Source organism: Streptomyces sp. NPDC017448, from assembly GCF_044330565.1.
Taxonomy (GTDB): domain Bacteria; phylum Actinomycetota; class Actinomycetes; order Streptomycetales; family Streptomycetaceae; genus Streptomyces.
In genome coordinates, this window is sequence record NZ_JBIRLM010000030.1 from 1 (window position 1) to 15,510 (window position 15,510).

General features: G+C 71.7%; 13 protein-coding genes and 3 pseudogenes. 9 read left to right on the top strand and 7 right to left on the bottom strand.

Annotation, left to right across the window (positions count from 1 at the left end):
• Window positions 1–122 precede the first annotated feature (122 nt).
• The 3 genes and pseudogenes from ACH4K1_RS31615 to ACH4K1_RS31625 all read right to left on the bottom strand — a co-directional run bounded on the left by ACH4K1_RS31615 (window position 123) and on the right by ACH4K1_RS31625 (window position 2,335).
• A complete protein-coding gene (locus ACH4K1_RS31615; protein ID WP_398092970.1) occupies window positions 123–518 on the bottom strand; it encodes a hypothetical protein in 396 nt (131 codons plus the stop codon).
• A 638-nt stretch (window positions 519–1,156) separates the two neighbouring features.
• Window positions 1,157–1,747: pseudogene (locus tag ACH4K1_RS31620) on the bottom strand (conjugal transfer protein TraA); the annotation flags it as partial.
• A 180-nt stretch (window positions 1,748–1,927) separates the two neighbouring features.
• The gene (locus ACH4K1_RS31625; protein WP_398092971.1) at window positions 1,928–2,335 is read right to left on the bottom strand and encodes an Imm10 family immunity protein; all 408 of its coding nucleotides are present in this window, start codon (window positions 2,333–2,335) and stop codon (window positions 1,928–1,930) included.
• 81 nt (window positions 2,336–2,416) lie between these two features.
• Between ACH4K1_RS31625 and ACH4K1_RS31630 the strand changes: the two are divergent.
• From ACH4K1_RS31630 to ACH4K1_RS31645, 4 genes and pseudogenes are all read left to right on the top strand, one after another.
• Window positions 2,417–2,551, top strand: a pseudogene (locus ACH4K1_RS31630) (IS5/IS1182 family transposase); the annotation flags it as partial.
• Window positions 2,552–2,603: 52 nt separating this feature from the next.
• Window positions 2,604–2,738, top strand: a pseudogene (locus ACH4K1_RS31635) (RNA-directed DNA polymerase); the annotation flags it as partial.
• A 41-nt stretch (window positions 2,739–2,779) separates the two neighbouring features.
• Complete coding sequence (locus ACH4K1_RS31640; RefSeq protein WP_398092972.1) at window positions 2,780–3,331, top strand: FG-GAP repeat domain-containing protein; 552 nt, start codon at window positions 2,780–2,782, stop codon at window positions 3,329–3,331.
• Complete coding sequence (locus ACH4K1_RS31645) at window positions 3,328–4,332, top strand: hypothetical protein (protein ID WP_398092973.1); 1,005 nt, start codon at window positions 3,328–3,330, stop codon at window positions 4,330–4,332. The genes ACH4K1_RS31640 and ACH4K1_RS31645 overlap by 4 nt, the downstream gene beginning before the upstream one ends.
• Window positions 4,333–5,057: 725 nt before the next feature.
• On the opposite strand, the gene ACH4K1_RS31650 is transcribed toward ACH4K1_RS31645, so the two are convergent.
• Window positions 5,058–5,936 (bottom strand): calcium-binding protein, encoded by an 879-nt coding sequence (locus ACH4K1_RS31650; RefSeq protein WP_398092974.1) that lies wholly within the window; start codon window positions 5,934–5,936, stop codon window positions 5,058–5,060.
• Between the two features lie 343 nt (window positions 5,937–6,279).
• On the opposite strand from ACH4K1_RS31650, the gene ACH4K1_RS31655 reads away from it, so the two are divergent.
• The 3 genes from ACH4K1_RS31655 (at window position 6,280) to ACH4K1_RS31665 (ending at window position 8,542) form a co-directional block, all read left to right on the top strand.
• Window positions 6,280–7,116 (top strand): DUF6585 family protein, encoded by an 837-nt coding sequence (locus ACH4K1_RS31655; protein ID WP_398092975.1) that lies wholly within the window; start codon window positions 6,280–6,282, stop codon window positions 7,114–7,116.
• A gap of 390 nt (window positions 7,117–7,506) precedes the next feature.
• Window positions 7,507–8,070 (top strand): hypothetical protein, encoded by a 564-nt coding sequence (locus tag ACH4K1_RS31660; protein ID WP_398092976.1) that lies wholly within the window; start codon window positions 7,507–7,509, stop codon window positions 8,068–8,070.
• 4 nt (window positions 8,071–8,074) lie between these two features.
• Window positions 8,075–8,542 (top strand): hypothetical protein, encoded by a 468-nt coding sequence (locus ACH4K1_RS31665; RefSeq protein WP_398092977.1) that lies wholly within the window; start codon window positions 8,075–8,077, stop codon window positions 8,540–8,542.
• A 43-nt stretch (window positions 8,543–8,585) separates the two neighbouring features.
• Here ACH4K1_RS31665 and ACH4K1_RS31670 read toward each other — a convergent pair whose 3' ends face one another.
• The 3 genes from ACH4K1_RS31670 to ACH4K1_RS31680 form a co-directional block, all read right to left on the bottom strand.
• A complete protein-coding gene (locus ACH4K1_RS31670) occupies window positions 8,586–10,691 on the bottom strand; it encodes a SpoIIE family protein phosphatase (RefSeq protein ID WP_398092978.1) in 2,106 nt (701 codons plus the stop codon).
• A 186-nt stretch (window positions 10,692–10,877) separates the two neighbouring features.
• Window positions 10,878–11,975, bottom strand: coding sequence for an adenylate cyclase regulatory domain-containing protein (locus ACH4K1_RS31675; protein WP_398092979.1), 1,098 nt, complete (start codon window positions 11,973–11,975; stop codon window positions 10,878–10,880).
• On the bottom strand, window positions 11,972–12,421 hold the full coding sequence (locus ACH4K1_RS31680; RefSeq protein WP_398092980.1) for a universal stress protein: 450 nt from the start codon (window positions 12,419–12,421) through the stop codon (window positions 11,972–11,974). Before ACH4K1_RS31680 ends, ACH4K1_RS31675 begins: the two co-directional genes overlap by 4 nt.
• A gap of 474 nt (window positions 12,422–12,895) precedes the next feature.
• On the opposite strand from ACH4K1_RS31680, the gene ACH4K1_RS31685 reads away from it, so the two are divergent.
• Complete coding sequence (locus ACH4K1_RS31685) at window positions 12,896–14,548, top strand: SpoIIE family protein phosphatase (protein WP_398092981.1); 1,653 nt, start codon at window positions 12,896–12,898, stop codon at window positions 14,546–14,548.
• A gap of 98 nt (window positions 14,549–14,646) precedes the next feature.
• Window positions 14,647–15,456 (top strand): SAM-dependent methyltransferase, encoded by an 810-nt coding sequence (locus tag ACH4K1_RS31690; protein WP_398092982.1) that lies wholly within the window; start codon window positions 14,647–14,649, stop codon window positions 15,454–15,456.
• Window positions 15,457–15,510: the final 54 nt, after the last annotated feature.

Genomic DNA, 15,510 nt, shown 5'->3' on the forward strand with positions numbered 1-15,510 from the left:
TGGAGAGCGAGGTAGAGCTGACGACTTTCCCACGCCAGATTCTCCCTGGCCTGCAGGGGCATTTCGCCCAGCAGGATCCAGAGCATCGTCCGGACATCCGGCGGAAAGTCGATCTCCTCCACTCAGCGTCTCACCTGCCCACCGACGCAGTGAAGTGCCTCGTCCGTCTTCCGACCGTGAGACCGGATCCGATCGACGGCGTCGGTGCGGGTGCTCTCGACGTACTCCAGATCGGTGAGTGCCGCCGGGACCAGCGTGTGCAGTGCCCCGCACAGCCCCTGGGTGACATCGGCGCACAGGGCCTCTTGACCGCCCGGCACTTCGGACGCACCTGCCGGGCGAAGTCGTCCGCCCAGCCTGTCCACGCCCTTGGTCAGCGGAGCCCGCACCGTCCGCAGCTCCGCCTCGGCACTCCGGGCGGACGCGGCCACGCGCTCTTCGCCCGGCGCAACAGAAGCCGACAGGGCGGGGAGTTCGACGGAGTCCGCGCCAACGGCGGGCGTGACAGGGATCGTCACCTCTGCCGTCACAAGGGCGGCGAGAACTGCCGTCGATCCCGTTCCGGCCCATGCACGGGGGCAGCAAGCTCGTCGCATGGTGCACACGCTAGGTACGTCAGATGACGCCGGGGCGACACGCACAGCACGGCGCCGCAACCACCAGTGCCTCGGTGAACATTCGCCGTTCCCCCGGGCTTCACCCAGCCCGAGCCGAGCCCTCCCGTACCGCCCCGGGCGTCCGCGAGAACCGGGTCACTCCCTGTCAACCTGAGGTGAGACATCCCGCTCTGTCGGGTTAGCCTGAGAGGGACACGACAAGAGAATCACCTCTTATGACCAGTACCGAACCCGCCGGGTCCGACCCGGCACCGAGGCCGAAGCGCCGCACTTTCACCTCGGAGTACAAGCTGCGGATCGTCGCCGAGTACGACGCGGCGCCCAGGAACGAGAAGGGCGCGGTCCTTTGCCGGGAACGGCTCTACCACTCACATGTCAAGGAGTGGCGGACCGCCCGTGATGCCGGGGCCGTGGAAAACTCGGTCGATCGCCGGACCAGTCCGGCCCGCACGAAGAAGTCCGCCGCGGAGGTGGAGAACGAGAAGCTGCGGCAGCAGGTGGCACGGCTGGAGAAGGGCCCGGCCCGGAACAAGGCCGCAGTCGACGCCGGACTCCGGCTCCAGGACGCGGCCGTCCTTCCGGCCGTCGCGGAGCGGCCGCGGCCGCGGGCGCGACCTCGAGGCGGCAGGCACGGCGACGGCGTACGGGCGGGGGCGGGAGCTCAAGCGCTCGGCTCGCCGCGCGGCGCGGACCCGGGCGGCCAGGGCGTCGGCGGCGAGGCGGGCCCGTTCGTACTGAGTCGCCGTGCGGCTGCGGGTCAGCGGGCGCAGCACGGCCTGGTCCCCGGTGTCGCGCGGATACAGAGCGCGCAGGTCGGCGGTCATCCTGCGGCCGCGCCCGACGGGGCGGGTGTAGTCGTCGACGGCCGCCTGCACGATCGTCTCGTCCAGGCCGGGCTCGTGGGGGTGGCCGCGCAGGGCGTAGAAGAGGTAGCCGCGGGCTTCGGCGAGAAGGTGGTGGCGTGCGAAGGCGCCGCGCATCACGTACACCACGGCGACGACGTCGACGGCCGCCGGGGCGAGGTCGACCACCGGTCGCACCCGCCCCCACACCGCCGCGACCGCCGCCCTCGCCCGCTCGGCGAGCCGGTAGACAGTGCAGGCGCCGAACGCCCGGATCGCCGAAGCGCGTGGTGAGCAGCAGGGAGGACTTCTCTCCCCGACGTCACCGCCGGGTGGTCGAGAGAACCGTGTCCTGGCCGGCCGGTTGCCGACGCCTCCCCCGCCGCCACGAGCGCAAGGCCGAACACTTCCTCGCCTTCGTGGGTATCGCACCACTCCTGATCGGACACCGCCGCCTCGACAGGCGGATCAACCCGAGAAGCCAGTGAGCCGAGGTCGGGCCTCCTTGCGTCCGAAGGCCAGCACCTTCGCAAGTACCTCACGCATCTCTTCAATACTCTCCGCCGGGACGTCGAGCACCGCCTCGATCTGTGCGTCATCCAACTCCAAGTCATCCAGAGTGTCGGGGTCCAGCGACACGGTGAGCAGGCCGCCTGCCAGGGTCACTTCGCGGACACAGCCATAAGCCGTGCACTGGTCCGGGGTCATCACGCAGTACGTGTCGAGCCCGAGCGAGATGTCCTGCGCGGACGGCTCACCGACAGCGCTCGTGAACAGCAGGAAGAAGCCCTCGTCCTCCTCCGCCACGCCGGCTTGCATCTCGCCATCAACGTCGACTTCAGCCGCCACCGCACGGGCTGTGAACCTGTATGCCATGTGCCGGTTCTACCAGGAGCCCAGTACAGCTCACGCCCGCCCCTCCGCCAGTAAGGGCTGGAGAGGCCTCCATAAGAAACGGCGTCTACGGCGTGCTCCTCTCGCGCGATCCGCGTGCACCTGCGCAAGCGCGGCATCCGCGCGGTATCCCCCGTTCCCGCAAACCAGCGAGGCAATCGACTACGTCGCGGAAGCCGGGGCGGCAAGCCGCCGGCAGGGCGAAGGGGCACAGGCGACTGGACGCGGATGAGGCCGGGAGCCATGCGAAATACAGAGTGCCGACACGGTGTCAGCCATCCTTCGTGAGTGCGGCAGACGTGGTCTGCCGTGTAGTGAGCTGTATCGGAACATGTTCAACCCGCAGTTGTACCTGGTGAGTTACTGGCGCATCTACTCCACACGACGTGGACCAGCTCGGGCAGCTCCCACGGGAACGCCGGCAAGGTGACCTCGGGTGGCTACAACGCCGACGGCCGTTCTGACGTAGGCGTGTTCCACAACACCGGGCAGAACGCGGAAGGCATGGCGCTCTCCTCGCTGTACACCTTCAGCAGCAACGGCGCCGCGTTCAACAACTCCCAGCAGCAGTGGATCAGTTCGGGCGGCTTCAGCTGGGACAAGAGCTACCCGGCCTCCGGCGACTACAATGGTGACGGCAAGGCCGACCTCGGGGGCTTCTGCGACGCGGGCACAACCGCGGACGGACGGAAGGCCGACTCGCTGTCCACCTTCCTCCGCGAAGGCACGACCTTCCAGGCCCCGGGCAAGCGGTGGAGTGGCAGCGTCAACAAGCCCTGCCCGACGGGCCATCGGCCTCCGGCCCGCCGCACACGTTCGATCCGGTCCTGTCGGGCGCCACTGGCGCCCGACAGGACCGGATCGGCGTCTTTCTCCGTTCCTAACACCCGGGCCATGGCCCCGGGCCCGCACGAACACCGGTATCCGGGCGCGCAGGTCAACCTCGTGCGTGCCCGGTCGAGCGAAGAGCGAACATGAAACTCCTCACCGCCCCCGTAGCCTCCGCCCTTGCGACAGCGCTCCTCGCTGCCTGCTCCCTCACCGGGCTCACCGCCACCACCGCTGAAGCCGCAGGGTCGACCACCCTGGACTACCTTGTGGATCCCCACGCCGGCACCCACAAGGCGATACCCGGCACCGAGGTGGTGTTCGACGCCGCAGCGGGCACGAATTCCTACCTGCGAGCCACTGACCTCGGAGTCTCCAACGTCGATGCTCTCGCGGCCGGCGACAACATCGGCAACACCTTCTCCATCCGATGCCGCTACGCCGACGGCACCGCCCTGCCGACCGGTGAGGAGGCGGGCGCCTACTGGGCCACCAATCTCGTCCCGCCGGGGGAGACGTCGCTGGCCCCGATCCTGCGATGGCTCTTCACCGCCCCCACCACCGACCGCTACCAGTGCAACCTCGCGGTCACCAGCTACTCCACCATCATCAAGAACGGCCGCGAGGTCACCATGCGCATCCCAGCCGGCGCCCAACTCCTGCGCTCGCAGTACAAGAGCGGCGACAGCTGGACCCTGCCAAAGGCGGAGACCACCGTGCTGGCCCGCGGAACCTCCACTCCCGTCATGGAGCACACCTACGTCCCCACCGGCTCCGGACGCACCACCGTGGTCATGGACGCCGCCCTCACCACCTGCAAGCCCCTCTCCTCGCTGTGCGCGGGCGGGACATCCGGGTACACCGGCACCCAGGCCCGGACATGGATCGAAGCCCAACCCCGCAACGCTGACGGAACACCGTGCGGCCCCCTGCTCAAAAGCACAGCCAGGACATGGTCCATCTCCACCCCCAAACATCACATGACGGCGACCAACTCCCTCTACATCGACCCCGCACAGACCACCCACTGCGCCGACCTGCACCTCACCATGATCATCAAGAACGCCGAAGGCAACCCCCTCAACATCCACGCCGGATGGACAACCGGCACCATCGCCGCCACCCACGCCCTCGCCGTCACCGCCGCATGAACACGGCATCGGCAAAGAAACCCCTCGGAGGCAAACCTGCCGGAATCCCAGGTGGACACCGGACCAGGACGATCTTCAGGGGTCTGCGCGACACGCGTCCGAACCGTCACGGCACAGGTCCTGCCGAAGGGCGAAACGCGGTAAAGAGCTGTCGCCCGGCCCCGGTGTCCCGTCCGGCGGCGCGGTGAGCTCACGATGCGTCCCGCCCACCGGCACAGGTGGCCGACGTGCTTGTACTGCCGGGTTCCCGCGACGACCCCGAACGGTTGGTCGGCGATGTGCCACGCGAGCGTGCGGCGGAACTGGCGTGTGCCGAAGGTCCAGGCCGGTGGGTGTTCGTTCTGTTCTTCGTCGCTCATCGCTGTTGGCGGGCTCTGTTTCGGTGTCCAGATCCAGACCCTCCGCGGCCAGGGCCGGGACGTAGGGGCTCCTCCGGGGTGCCGAGCAGAGCGTTCAGATGGTCGCGGAAGTTCTTGAGTCGCAGCGGCATGTCTGACAAGAGGGCGTATTCCCAGGGCAGTCGGTATCCGAAGAGGCGGGTGGGGCCGTCGTTGATGAGTTTCAGGAGCTCGACCACGCACCGTCCGCGCCCGCCCTCCCAGGAATGGCCCTGGCCGGCCTTGTCACCCTGAGCACGGCCGGACGACCACCGCGTACGACCGGTCGTCGCACAGCAGGGGCCCCCGGCAGTCTCCTGCCGAGGGCCCCCTTGCCGTGCTGTGCCTCTACTTCACGTCGAGGTAGTCACCGGTGGCCGAGACGGCCGGGGTGGTGGACGTACCGGCGAAGCTGTAGCGCCAGTAGCCGTCGGCCGCGGCCTTGACGGTGGTCTTCAGGGTGCCGGTCGAGCTGGTCTTGACGGTCTTGACCGTCGTGTAGCTCGTGGCGCCCTTCTTCTTGAACTGGAGCTTCACGGGCTGGTTGGTGTACCCCTTGTACGTGCCGGTGTCCCAGTTGGCGCGCGTCAGTTTGCCGGTGACCGTGATGGTCTTGCCCTTCTTCACCGGCTCCGGCGAGGCGTTCACGGTCAGCTTGGAGAAGCGCTGCACGCGGGTCTTCGCCTGGAAATCGTTCCAGACGAAGTCCTCCTTGCCACCGGTGTCCGCGAGCGCTCCGACGCCGACGTTCCAGGTGCCGGCGAGGCTGCTCGTGTAGAGGTCGTCGGACCGCGGGTCGACCGTGACCGAGAGGGTGCACGTGGAGGTGGTCGGGTCGGCCGAGACCTTGCAGTCGCCGTACTCCTGGGTGGGGCCGAGGAAGCCGTCGACCTCGTCGATGTGGCCGTGCCACAGGTAGGCGAACGCGTCGGCGATGCCGCTCGGCGAGGAGGTCGTGATCGCGATGGTGAACTTCTGCTTGGACTCCGTGCCCACCACGATGTTCTTGCCGCCGTTGACGACGACCTTCTTGATGACGGGCACTTCGGCGGCGCGGGCCGTGGCGGTCGGCGCGCCGGCCTCGGCGGGCGCACCGCCGAAGACCTCGGCGCCGGACGGCACGCTCAGGTCGGCGGCCGGCTTCTCGTCGGCCTGGACGGCCGGTACTGCGAAAGCGGAAAGGGTCAGGGCGCCGGTGACGGCGGCCACGGCGGCACGTATACGCATGTGTCTCCAAGGAGAAGAAGCCCCGGGCGCGGTCATCACCCCGGGGCCCAGGTGAACCGTGAGCCTTTTGGCTCACGGGATCAGACAGACGGGTCGGGCCAAGGGTTGCAGGAATGGTGGACTTTTCGCGAAAGTCGCTCGGCCGGTCGCAGGCCGGGACGGGGCGGACGCGGTCCCGAGCGCCGGAGCGTCACGGGCGGCCGGTCCACCAGGCGTGAAGAGGCGCGGGAGCTCCGATGTCGTACCTGGGCACAGGCGTTCGCTCCGAAGTCGTCTTGAGGCACTACCATCCCTCCCCTCATCGTCGGGCCCCGGCGGTGCACCGGGAAGCAAAGGGGGAGAAGTGACCGGGGAACAGAGCCGATCTCATGCCCAGGACCACCTGCGGGCAAGCGTCGACGAAGCCGCGGACCACGCACGTCTGGGAGCACGGTCCGCCACCTACCGCGGAGTTCAGTCGGACGGCTTCCGCGGCTGCGCCGTGACCGCGGTGGTGGTGCTCGGCGGGCTCGGCCTCGTACTGGCCCTCACGATGGAACCGGTCGTGGCACTGCTGCCCGGCGGACTGCTCGTAGCGGTCCTGATCAGCCTCTGGGTCGATCAGCGCAACTCGAAGAAGAACCAGGGCGTCCGGCTGGACCTGTACGAGCACGGGCTCACCGCCGTCGTGAAGGGCCAGGTCCACACCGTCCGTTACGACAGCACGTCCGTCCTCCAGAGGAGCGTCCGGCACACAGGCGCCACCGGGTACACCGAGCACTGGTACACGCTCACCGACACAGACGAGGGAACGGTCGTGCTGCGCGGCCGGTCGGACGGGGTGGTGAAGAAGGGACAGCTCGCCAAGCCGCAGGAGTGGGGAAGGGCCATCCAGCAGGGGGTGACGCAAGAGCAGCTCCCCCAGGCCCTCACCGCTGTCCACGCCGGGGAAACGCTCACCTTCGGCAAGCTGTGGGTGTCCCGGGAGGCGGTGGGTTCGGCACGCGATTCCGCGAAGTGGACTCAGATCGAGGAGGTCAGGGTGATCGACGGCTACGTCAAGGTCAGGACGGCCGGGAAGTGGCGTTCGCTGGGGGCCACTGCGGTGACTGCCCCGGTGGTGTCGGAGATGCCGAACTTCTTCGTCTTCCTGGCCCTGGTCGACCACCTCCGCCGGCCGTGGAACGGCCCGGCGGCGTGAGCGGGAGCGGACGACGCGACGGCGGTGGACCCGCTGCGGTCTCCACGCGGGACGCGACCCGAGGGCCCGCCGCCGGTACGCCTCCTCGACCACCGCGCCCGCCAGGGCCTCCCCCCTGATGCACGCGCCCTCGTCCCGGACCGCCGGTACGGCGTAGACAGGAGGAGGTCGTCCTCGCCGTGGGGTCGTCGCGCGCCCCCGGTGCTCCGGGAGGAGCGGGTCCTTCGTACGTCCGTGGCGGCAGGCCCGACCGTATCGTTCGGGTCGCGTCCCAGGGCCCGTAGGGCGGTCACCGGCGGGGAAGAGAGCACGCAGGAAGAGGCCCGCACGGGTGAAGGCTGGTGTGATGAGCGCCTGTTCCCCTCCTACCCAGACCGTGGAGGTCCAGGCATGGCCATCAGCACCGGAACGTCACCTCTCACCCTTCGCGGCGGGCTCGACGCCGTCAACACCCGCCACCACCAACTCGGCCTGCGCGTCTTCCTGTTCATCGTCGTCGCGCACTGGGCGGAGCATCTGGTCCAGGCCTACCAGATCTACGTCATGGGCTGGCCCATCCCGGAGGCGCGCGGTGTCCTCGGGATGCCGTTCCCCTGGCTGGTCACCTCGGAGTGGATGCACTACGGCTACGCCCTGGTGATGATGGTCGGTCTGTTCCTCCTGCGGCCGGGCTTCACCGGCCGCTCGGCCACCTGGTGGAAGGTCTCCCTCGGCATCCAGGTGTGGCACCACCTGGAGCACCTGCTGCTCCTGGTTCAGGTGCTCGCGGGAGCCCACCTGCTGGGCAAGGCGGCGCCCACCAGCCTGATCCAGCTGCTCATGCCCCGGGTGGAGCTGCACCTCTTCTACAACACGCTGGTGACGGTGCCCATGGTGGTCGCCATGTACCTGCACACCCGGGCGGGCCGCCCGGACAACGCCGCCGCGCGGTGCGGCTGCGCTCCGAAGGGCTGACCGCGTGGCGACGAGCGGCAAAAGGGCCTCGGGGTTCGTTTCCCTGCTGCTCCTGCTGGCCGGAGCCCTGCTGTTCTGGCTGACGGTGCCGGGGCTGGGCGATGCGGCCAGGACCGCCACGGCGGACGGGCCGCGGGGCACCTTCACCGCCGTACGTCTCGTGTGCGCCGGACACGCCGGGCACACCACCTGCGAGTGGCTGGGGACGTTCCGCTCCACCGACGGCGCCGTGGAGCTCGGGAGCGTCAAGCTGTACGGGAGCGACCGCGACGCCTTCGAGGCCGGCCAGACCGCGCCGGCCGTGGACGTGGGCAACGCGGGACGGGTCTACGATCCGGCCGGATCGCATACCTGGATCATCACGGTAGGGCTGGCCGTCCTCTCCTACCTCCTGCTCGTGGCCGTCGCCCGCCGCCACCTGATGCCTCCCCCGCCGCCGACGGCGACGAGGGTCCCGGCGGCGGTGGCCTGAGCACCGGGCCGGGGAAGAGGTCCGGCGGCCTCCGCCGGGCGGTTCAGTCCGGGGGGAGAGCGGCGTCCTGGGTCTCGACGAGGAGGAGGGCGACGTCGTCGGGGTCCTCGGGCCTGCGCATGGAGTCGACGAGCCGGACGCAGGTGGCGTCGAGTGACGGGTCGACGGAGTCGATGGTGCGCAGGAGGAGGCCCAGGCGTTCGTCGATGGGGTCGTTCCGGGTTTCGACGAGCCCGTCGGTGTAGAGCAGGAGCCGGTCGCCGGGCCGCAGGGCGACGGTGGCGGTGTCGAAGCCGACGCCGCCGACGCCGAGCGGGGCGCCGGGGGGCAGGTGCAGCAGCCGGGGCTTGCGTCCGGTCCGGGCGAGCACCGGTGGCAGGTGCCCGGCGTTGGCGATGCGGCACTGGCCGGTGCGGGGGTCGTAGGTGGCGTAGAGGCAGGTGGCGATGTAGTGCTCCAGGCTGTGGGTGAGCCCGTCGAGGTGCCGGAGGATGTCGTCCGGGGGCAGGTCGAGGGCGGCGTAGGCGCGGGCGGCGGTGCACAGCCGGCCCATGGCCGCCGCCGCGTCGATGCCGTTGCCCATGACGTCGCCGATGACGAGGGCGGTCTTGTCGTCGGAGAGGGGGACGACGTCGTACCAGTCTCCGCCGATCTCGTTGGCGGACTGGGCCGGCCGGTAGAGGGAGGCGATCCGCAGGCCGGGGCGTTTCGGTGACGCCGGGGGCAGGAGGCTGCGCTGGAGGGTCTCCGCGGCGGTGCGGACGTTCTGGTGCCAGCGGGCGTTGCCGATGGCGATCGCGGCCCGGGCGGCCAGCTCCCGGAGGAGCAGGACATCGTCCTCGTCGAACGGGGCGGGGGTGCGGGTGCGCAGCAGGTCCACGGCTCCGAGCGTCTCGCCGTGGGCGATGAGGGGAACGGCGAGATAGGAGTGCGCCCCGGCACGGGCGAGGGCGTCGGCGGCTTGGGCGTCACGGGCGATGCGCCGGAGGTCCCGCGGCCCGCAGTGGGGCACGAGGACGGGCTGCCCGGTGCGCACGCACCGCGTGATCAGCCGCTCCGGGCCGTAGGCGGCGACCTCTCCGACCGGGTCCGCCGCGGCGGTGACCGCGGTGGGGAAGGCGGAGGCGACGGCGAGCGCCCGGAACAGCTCCGGACCCTCTTCGCGCCGTGTGCGGACGCGGCAGTTGAGCACGTCGTCCAGGATGTCGACCGCGGCCACGTCCGCGAGGTCCGGTACCGCGACCTCGGCGAGTTCCCGGGCGGTGCGCTCCACCCCGAGCGTCGTACCGATCCGGGCGGAGGCGTCGGCGAGCAGCGCGAGCCGCTTGCGGGCCCGTTCGGCCTCGGCGGCCGCCAGGTGCCGCTCGGTGACGTCGACGACGGAGGACGCCACCCCGATCACCCGCCCCGCGGGCCCGTGGACGCGGTAGTAGGACACCGACCACGCGTGGTCGTGGTCGGGGTCGGCGGGCGTGCGGCCGACGATGTACTGGTCGATGAGCGACATGCCGGTCCTCAGCACGTACCGCAGTGCGGACTCGACCGTCTCCACCACGCCGTGGAGGTGGACGTCGCGAGGGCGCCGGCCGATGTGCTGGGCGGCCGGCACCCCGTTGATCCGTTCCAGCGCGGGGTTGACCAGCCGGTAGCGGAGGTCGGCGTCCAGCAGGGCGAACCCCACCGGCGCCTGGGAGACCAGTTGCTCCGAGATCGCCAGGCGGCCTTCCACGTCGTGCAGCGCGGTCTGGTCGACGGCGATCCCCAGCGCGTACACGTCCCCAAGGTCGTCCTGCAGCCGCACGTTGCGGAATTCCACCAGCCGGGCGCCGCCGTCCCGGTGCCGCACGGGGAACGTCCCCGACCAGCTCTCTCCGGACCCCATCACGGTGGCGAACAGCTCCGTCGCCCGGCGCCGGTCCTCCTCCCCGAGCAGGAGCCGTGCCGCGTACCGGCCCAGCGCCTCCTCGGCGGTGTATCCGAAGACGCCGGTGGCCTGCGGGCTCCAGAACACGATCCGGCCCTCGAGGTCCACCACGACAGCCGCGACGTTCAGGAAGTCCAGCAGGTTCCCCGCCCGTCCGGGGCCCGGGACGCCGTCGGTTCCGGCCTCACCGGAACCATCGGCCTCGTGCGGTGCGTCGTGGCCCATCGCACCCTCCCTCCACACCCGGACCCCGGCGGCGCACGGGACGCCGTGGGCTCAGCCCTCCCGTCCATGCTGCGCCCTCACCGGGGGTCCGGACATCCCGGAGCCCCGCGGCCCCATGGAGGGGGCGCGCGCCGCCGCGTCCGCTCCGCGCTCCGCACGCCCGGGTGCGGCCCCCTGGAAGTGGTGTCACCGGCCCGCCTTCCGGCGCCCTGCCGGGGCGGGCCGCAGCAGTACCGGACGCAGCCGCGGGAAACCGCGTACGGAGACCGGGCGCAGCCCCCTCAGTTCGTACCCCGCCACTCCGGCCAGTTCACCGGAGAAGGCCGTGTCGACCAGCACGGTGCCGGGGCGGGCGACCGTGGTCAGCCGGGCCGCCGCGTTGACCGCGGTCCCGTACAGGTCCCCGAACCGGGAGAGGACCTCACCGTAGGCCAGGCCGGTCCTGACTCGGGGCAGCTCGGGCGCGCCGTGGGCGCGGGCCGTCAGCTCCAGCGCGATGTCCGCCGCACAGGACGCGGACTCGCAGACGAAGAACACCTCGTCCCCCATGGTCTTCACCACCCGGCCGTGCCCCTCGGCGATCACGTCGCCGGTGAGGCTCTCGAAGCTGTCGATGACCCGTCCGAGTTCAGCGCCCTCCAGCCCGCGCGTCAGCCGCGTGTACCCGACCATGTCGGTGAATCCCACGGCCCGGTACCGGAGCCCGGCATCGCCGGGGTGCCGCGCGGGACCGGGCCCCGGCGCCGGGGCGTGCGAGGCTCCTTCCTCCTCGGCCGCCCCCGGCCCGGCCTGGAGCCGTTCGGCGTACGCGGCGAGGTGGCGGCGCCAGACGTACCTCTGCAACGCCTCCAGCTCCGGCATCAGCTCCGCCGCCCGCTCCACCGGTTCGCCGTCGCCGGGAGCCGTGCCGGACGCCCGGCCGAGCCACCCCCAGAACGCTTCGATCTGCCACTCGGCCAGGCGTGACAGGTGGTACGCCACGGCACGCACCACCATGGTCTCGTTCCGGCTGGTCACCAGCCCCGTCTCGATCAGGCGTGCCACCGCGCGGAGCGCCTCGACGTCGGCGTCGGTGAAGAAGCGCTCGCCGTCCTCCACCGCGGGGAAGCCCAGCGCACGCCAGATCCGCTCGGCCCGCTCCAGCCCCACCCCCGCCCGTGCGGCCACATCCCTCCGCGTCCACCGGGGGGCGGCGCCCAGCACCAGCTCCCGCAGGGCGGCGGTGGGCGGACCCGTCGCCTCGGCCGGCTCCCCCTCCGGGGCGACCGGGCGCAGACCGCTCATGTGGTGTGCACGATCAGCACGTCGAGGCCGGCTTTCCTCGCGATGTCGGCGGGGACGGACCCCAGGATGCGCCCGGCGAGCGAGCGCAGGCCGCGGTTGCCCACCACCAGCAGGTCGGCCGCGTGCTCGCGGGCGGCGTTCACCAGGGCGGGGACGGGATCGTCCTGAACGGCGAGGGACCGCACCTCCGACACCCCCTGGCCGAGCGCGCGGTCCCGTGCGGCCCGCAGGGTCTCCTCGGCCGGCGCCGACCCCACCACCTGGTACGCCTCGGAGCCGAGCTGGTCCTGCGCCCGGGAGAGTTCCGGACCGCGCATCGGCTGGTAGGCGCACACGATGAGCAGTTCGGCCCGGCAGACGGCCGCGAGCCGGGCCGCCCCCTCCACCGCGGCGAACGACGACTCGGACCCGTCCGTGCCGACCATGACGACTCGATAGGAACTCACACGCAACTCCCCTGGGGAAACGGTTACTTACTCCAGAGTAAGCTGCGCTCGCGCAGGAGGTAAAGGAGGGCGTTCGACGGCGGCCGGGCAGCGCGGGCCGGCCCCAGTGACCGGGGCTGCCGCCCTCCCGCACGCTGCCCCCGGTGCGGTACGGCTGGGGTCTCCATCGCACCCCCGAGCATCCGTCCCCCCTGGAAGGCCCTGGAGGCCCCGGAGGCCCCGGAGGCCCCGGAGGGCGGTCACCGCGCGACGCGCGCCCCCGGGGCTGCCCGGCGGGCGTGCTCCGCCCCGTCCGCCGCGGCCGGCGCCCCGCGGAAGGGGCACAAGCACGCTCGGCCGGTGTGCTGACGCCCCCGATGCGGGGGATCATCGGAGCATGAGGGGCGATGGTCCACTGCGCCGCCCGCCCGGCCCGGGTCCGCTGCCCCCGGCCGGGGGTGCGGCGCCGCCTGCCCGGACGCGGTGGAGGCGGCCGTGAACGAGGAACGCCTTCTCAGGCGGTACCAGGCGCTCATGTCGGCCGTGCCCCAGTCGGTGTGGGTGATGTCGCCCGACGGCGTCATCACCCTGTTGGCCGGAGGCGGCATCGCGGAGAAACTGTGGCACCCCGAGAACGGGAGCCCGTGGATGGACGCCGTGCACCCGAAGGACCGGGGCTGGTTCCAGCGGGCCTGGCGCGGGGCCACCCGGCGGCGGATCCCGCTCGACACGATCGTCCGGGTACGGCTCGACGGCGCGCCCGACCGCTTCCGCCACGTCAAGATCATCGCCGCTCCGGTGCTGGACCGGAGCGGGGAGGTGGAGTGGGTCGGGACCGCCACCGACGCCGAGGACCACTGGCGGACGCGGATGCGCGAGAAGTTGCTGGCCCGTATGGCGGCGGTGCCGGCGGCGCACGACCTGTCCGAGGCGTTCCTGACCACGGCGGCGGCCGTCGTGCCCGAACTGGCCGACGCCGTCGCCGTCTTCCGCGTGCAGAACGGCCTGGAGGCCGGTGTGCGGCCTTCGGGCGGGGCGCCGGCCGTGACGTCGCCGGAGCGGGTGGGACTCGCCCCCGGTCTGCCGCCCCTGCCTCCCCTGGAGCCCGATTTCCTGCTGGGGCCGGTCGCCCGGCAGGCCATCGAGCGCCAGCAGGCGAGGCTGCTCGTCTTCCCGCCGGACGGGCCGCCCGGCCACGGGCTCTCGGATGCCGCCGTCCGATGGCTGCGGGAGGCCCGCGCGACGGGGGTGGCGCTGCTGCCCGTCGTGGTCGACGGCCGGACCGTCGCCCTGGCCACCATCGCCACCTGCCGGGGCAACCCGCCTCCGGACCAGGCCGACCTCTCCCTGCTGCAGGACGTCTTCCAGCAGATGAGCGGGCCGCTGCGCCGGACCATGGAGTTGCAGAGCATCCGCGGCAAGGCGCTCGCGCTCCAGCAGTCGTTCCTGGCGCCCCCGCCGTCCGTCGACGGTCTCACCGTCACCGCGCTCTACCACCCGGCCGACTCGGCGGCGGAGGTCGGCGGTGACTGGTACGACGCCGTCCGGCTCTCGCCCGACGCCCTCGCGCTGTCGATCGGCGACATCGCGGGCCACGACCTCGACGCGGCGACCGCGATGGGACGCGTCAACAGCATGCTGCGGGGACTCGCCTACGACAGCGGCCCGGCCGCCAGCCCGGCGGACACCCTCAGCCGGCTCGACCGCATCGTGCAGGCGCTCGACAGCCCGTCGATGGTCACGGCGGTGCACGCGGTGCTGCAACGGCAGTCCCACGGCGACTGGCACATCGCCCTCTCCAACGCCGGCCACCCGCCGCCCCTGCTGCTCCCGGCCGACGCGCCGTCGCGGTACCTGCACGGCCTCACGGCCCCGGACCCGCCGCTGTGCGTCGCCGACGCCCTCCCCCGCACCACCCTCCGGGCGACCCTGCGGGCGGGCGAGACCCTGGTGCTCTACACCGACGGGCTGGTGGAGACGCCGGACACGGACATCGGCGACAACCTGCGGCGGCTGCGCGAACGCACCGACGCGCTGGCCCGCGGGGGTCTGCCGCTGCCGAATCTGATCCGCGGCCTGCTGCCCCCCGTCCAGAACCGGCGGGACGACATCGCCGTCATCGCCCTCCAGGCGCGGCCGGAGCGGTGAGCGGACGCGTCCGGGGGGATCCCGGACCCCCTCGTTTGCGCCCGGTACAGCCCCTCTATACCGTCGAGAAAGCCGTCCTCGGACGAAAGAGGCTCCGCATGAACACGCCGAACCGACGCCAGAGCGGCCTCGCCAGCTCACGGGCCCACTCCGCCCGGGTGTACGACTACATCCTGGGCGGCAAGGACCACTACCCCGCGGACGTGGAAGCGGGCGACGCCATGGTCCGGCACTGGCCCGCGCTGCCCGTCCACATGCTGGAGAACCGCCGGTTCATGCACCGGGCCGCCCGCTACCTGGCGGAGGAGCGGGGCGTCCGCCAGTTCCTCGACGTCGGGACCGGCCTGCCGACCTCACCGAACCTGCACGAGATCGTGCAGGAGGTGGCGCCGGAGTCGCACGTGGTCTACGTCGACAACGACCCCATCGTCCTCGCGCACGCCCGAGCCCTGCTGGAGAGTTCGCCGGAGGGCGCCACCGCCTATGTGGACGCGAACATGCACGATCCCGACGCCATCCTGGAGAGCCCCGAGTTCCGCGAACTCATCGACCTGGACCGGCCGGTGGGCCTCATGGTGATCGGCATCATGCACTTCATCCTGCCGCCGGACGACCGGCGTCTGGTCCAGCGCCTGCTGGAGCCGCTGCCCTCCGGCAGCTACCTGGCGATGACCATCGGCACCGGGGACTTCGCGCCCGAGGAGGTGGGCCGGGTGGCGGAGGAGTACCGGCAGCAGGACATGCCCATGGCGCTGCGCGACCTGCCCACCGCCACCTCGTTCTTCGACGGGCTGGAGTTGCAGGAGCCCGGGGTCGCCCAGGTGCACGCCTGGCGCCCCGGACCGGAGCAGGACGGCGTCGACGGCCGGGACATCGCCATGTACGGGGCGGTCGCCAGGAAACCCTGAGGCGGCGGGCCCCCTCCCGCTCCGTGCGGCCGATCCGCCGTCGGCGGGCCGGGC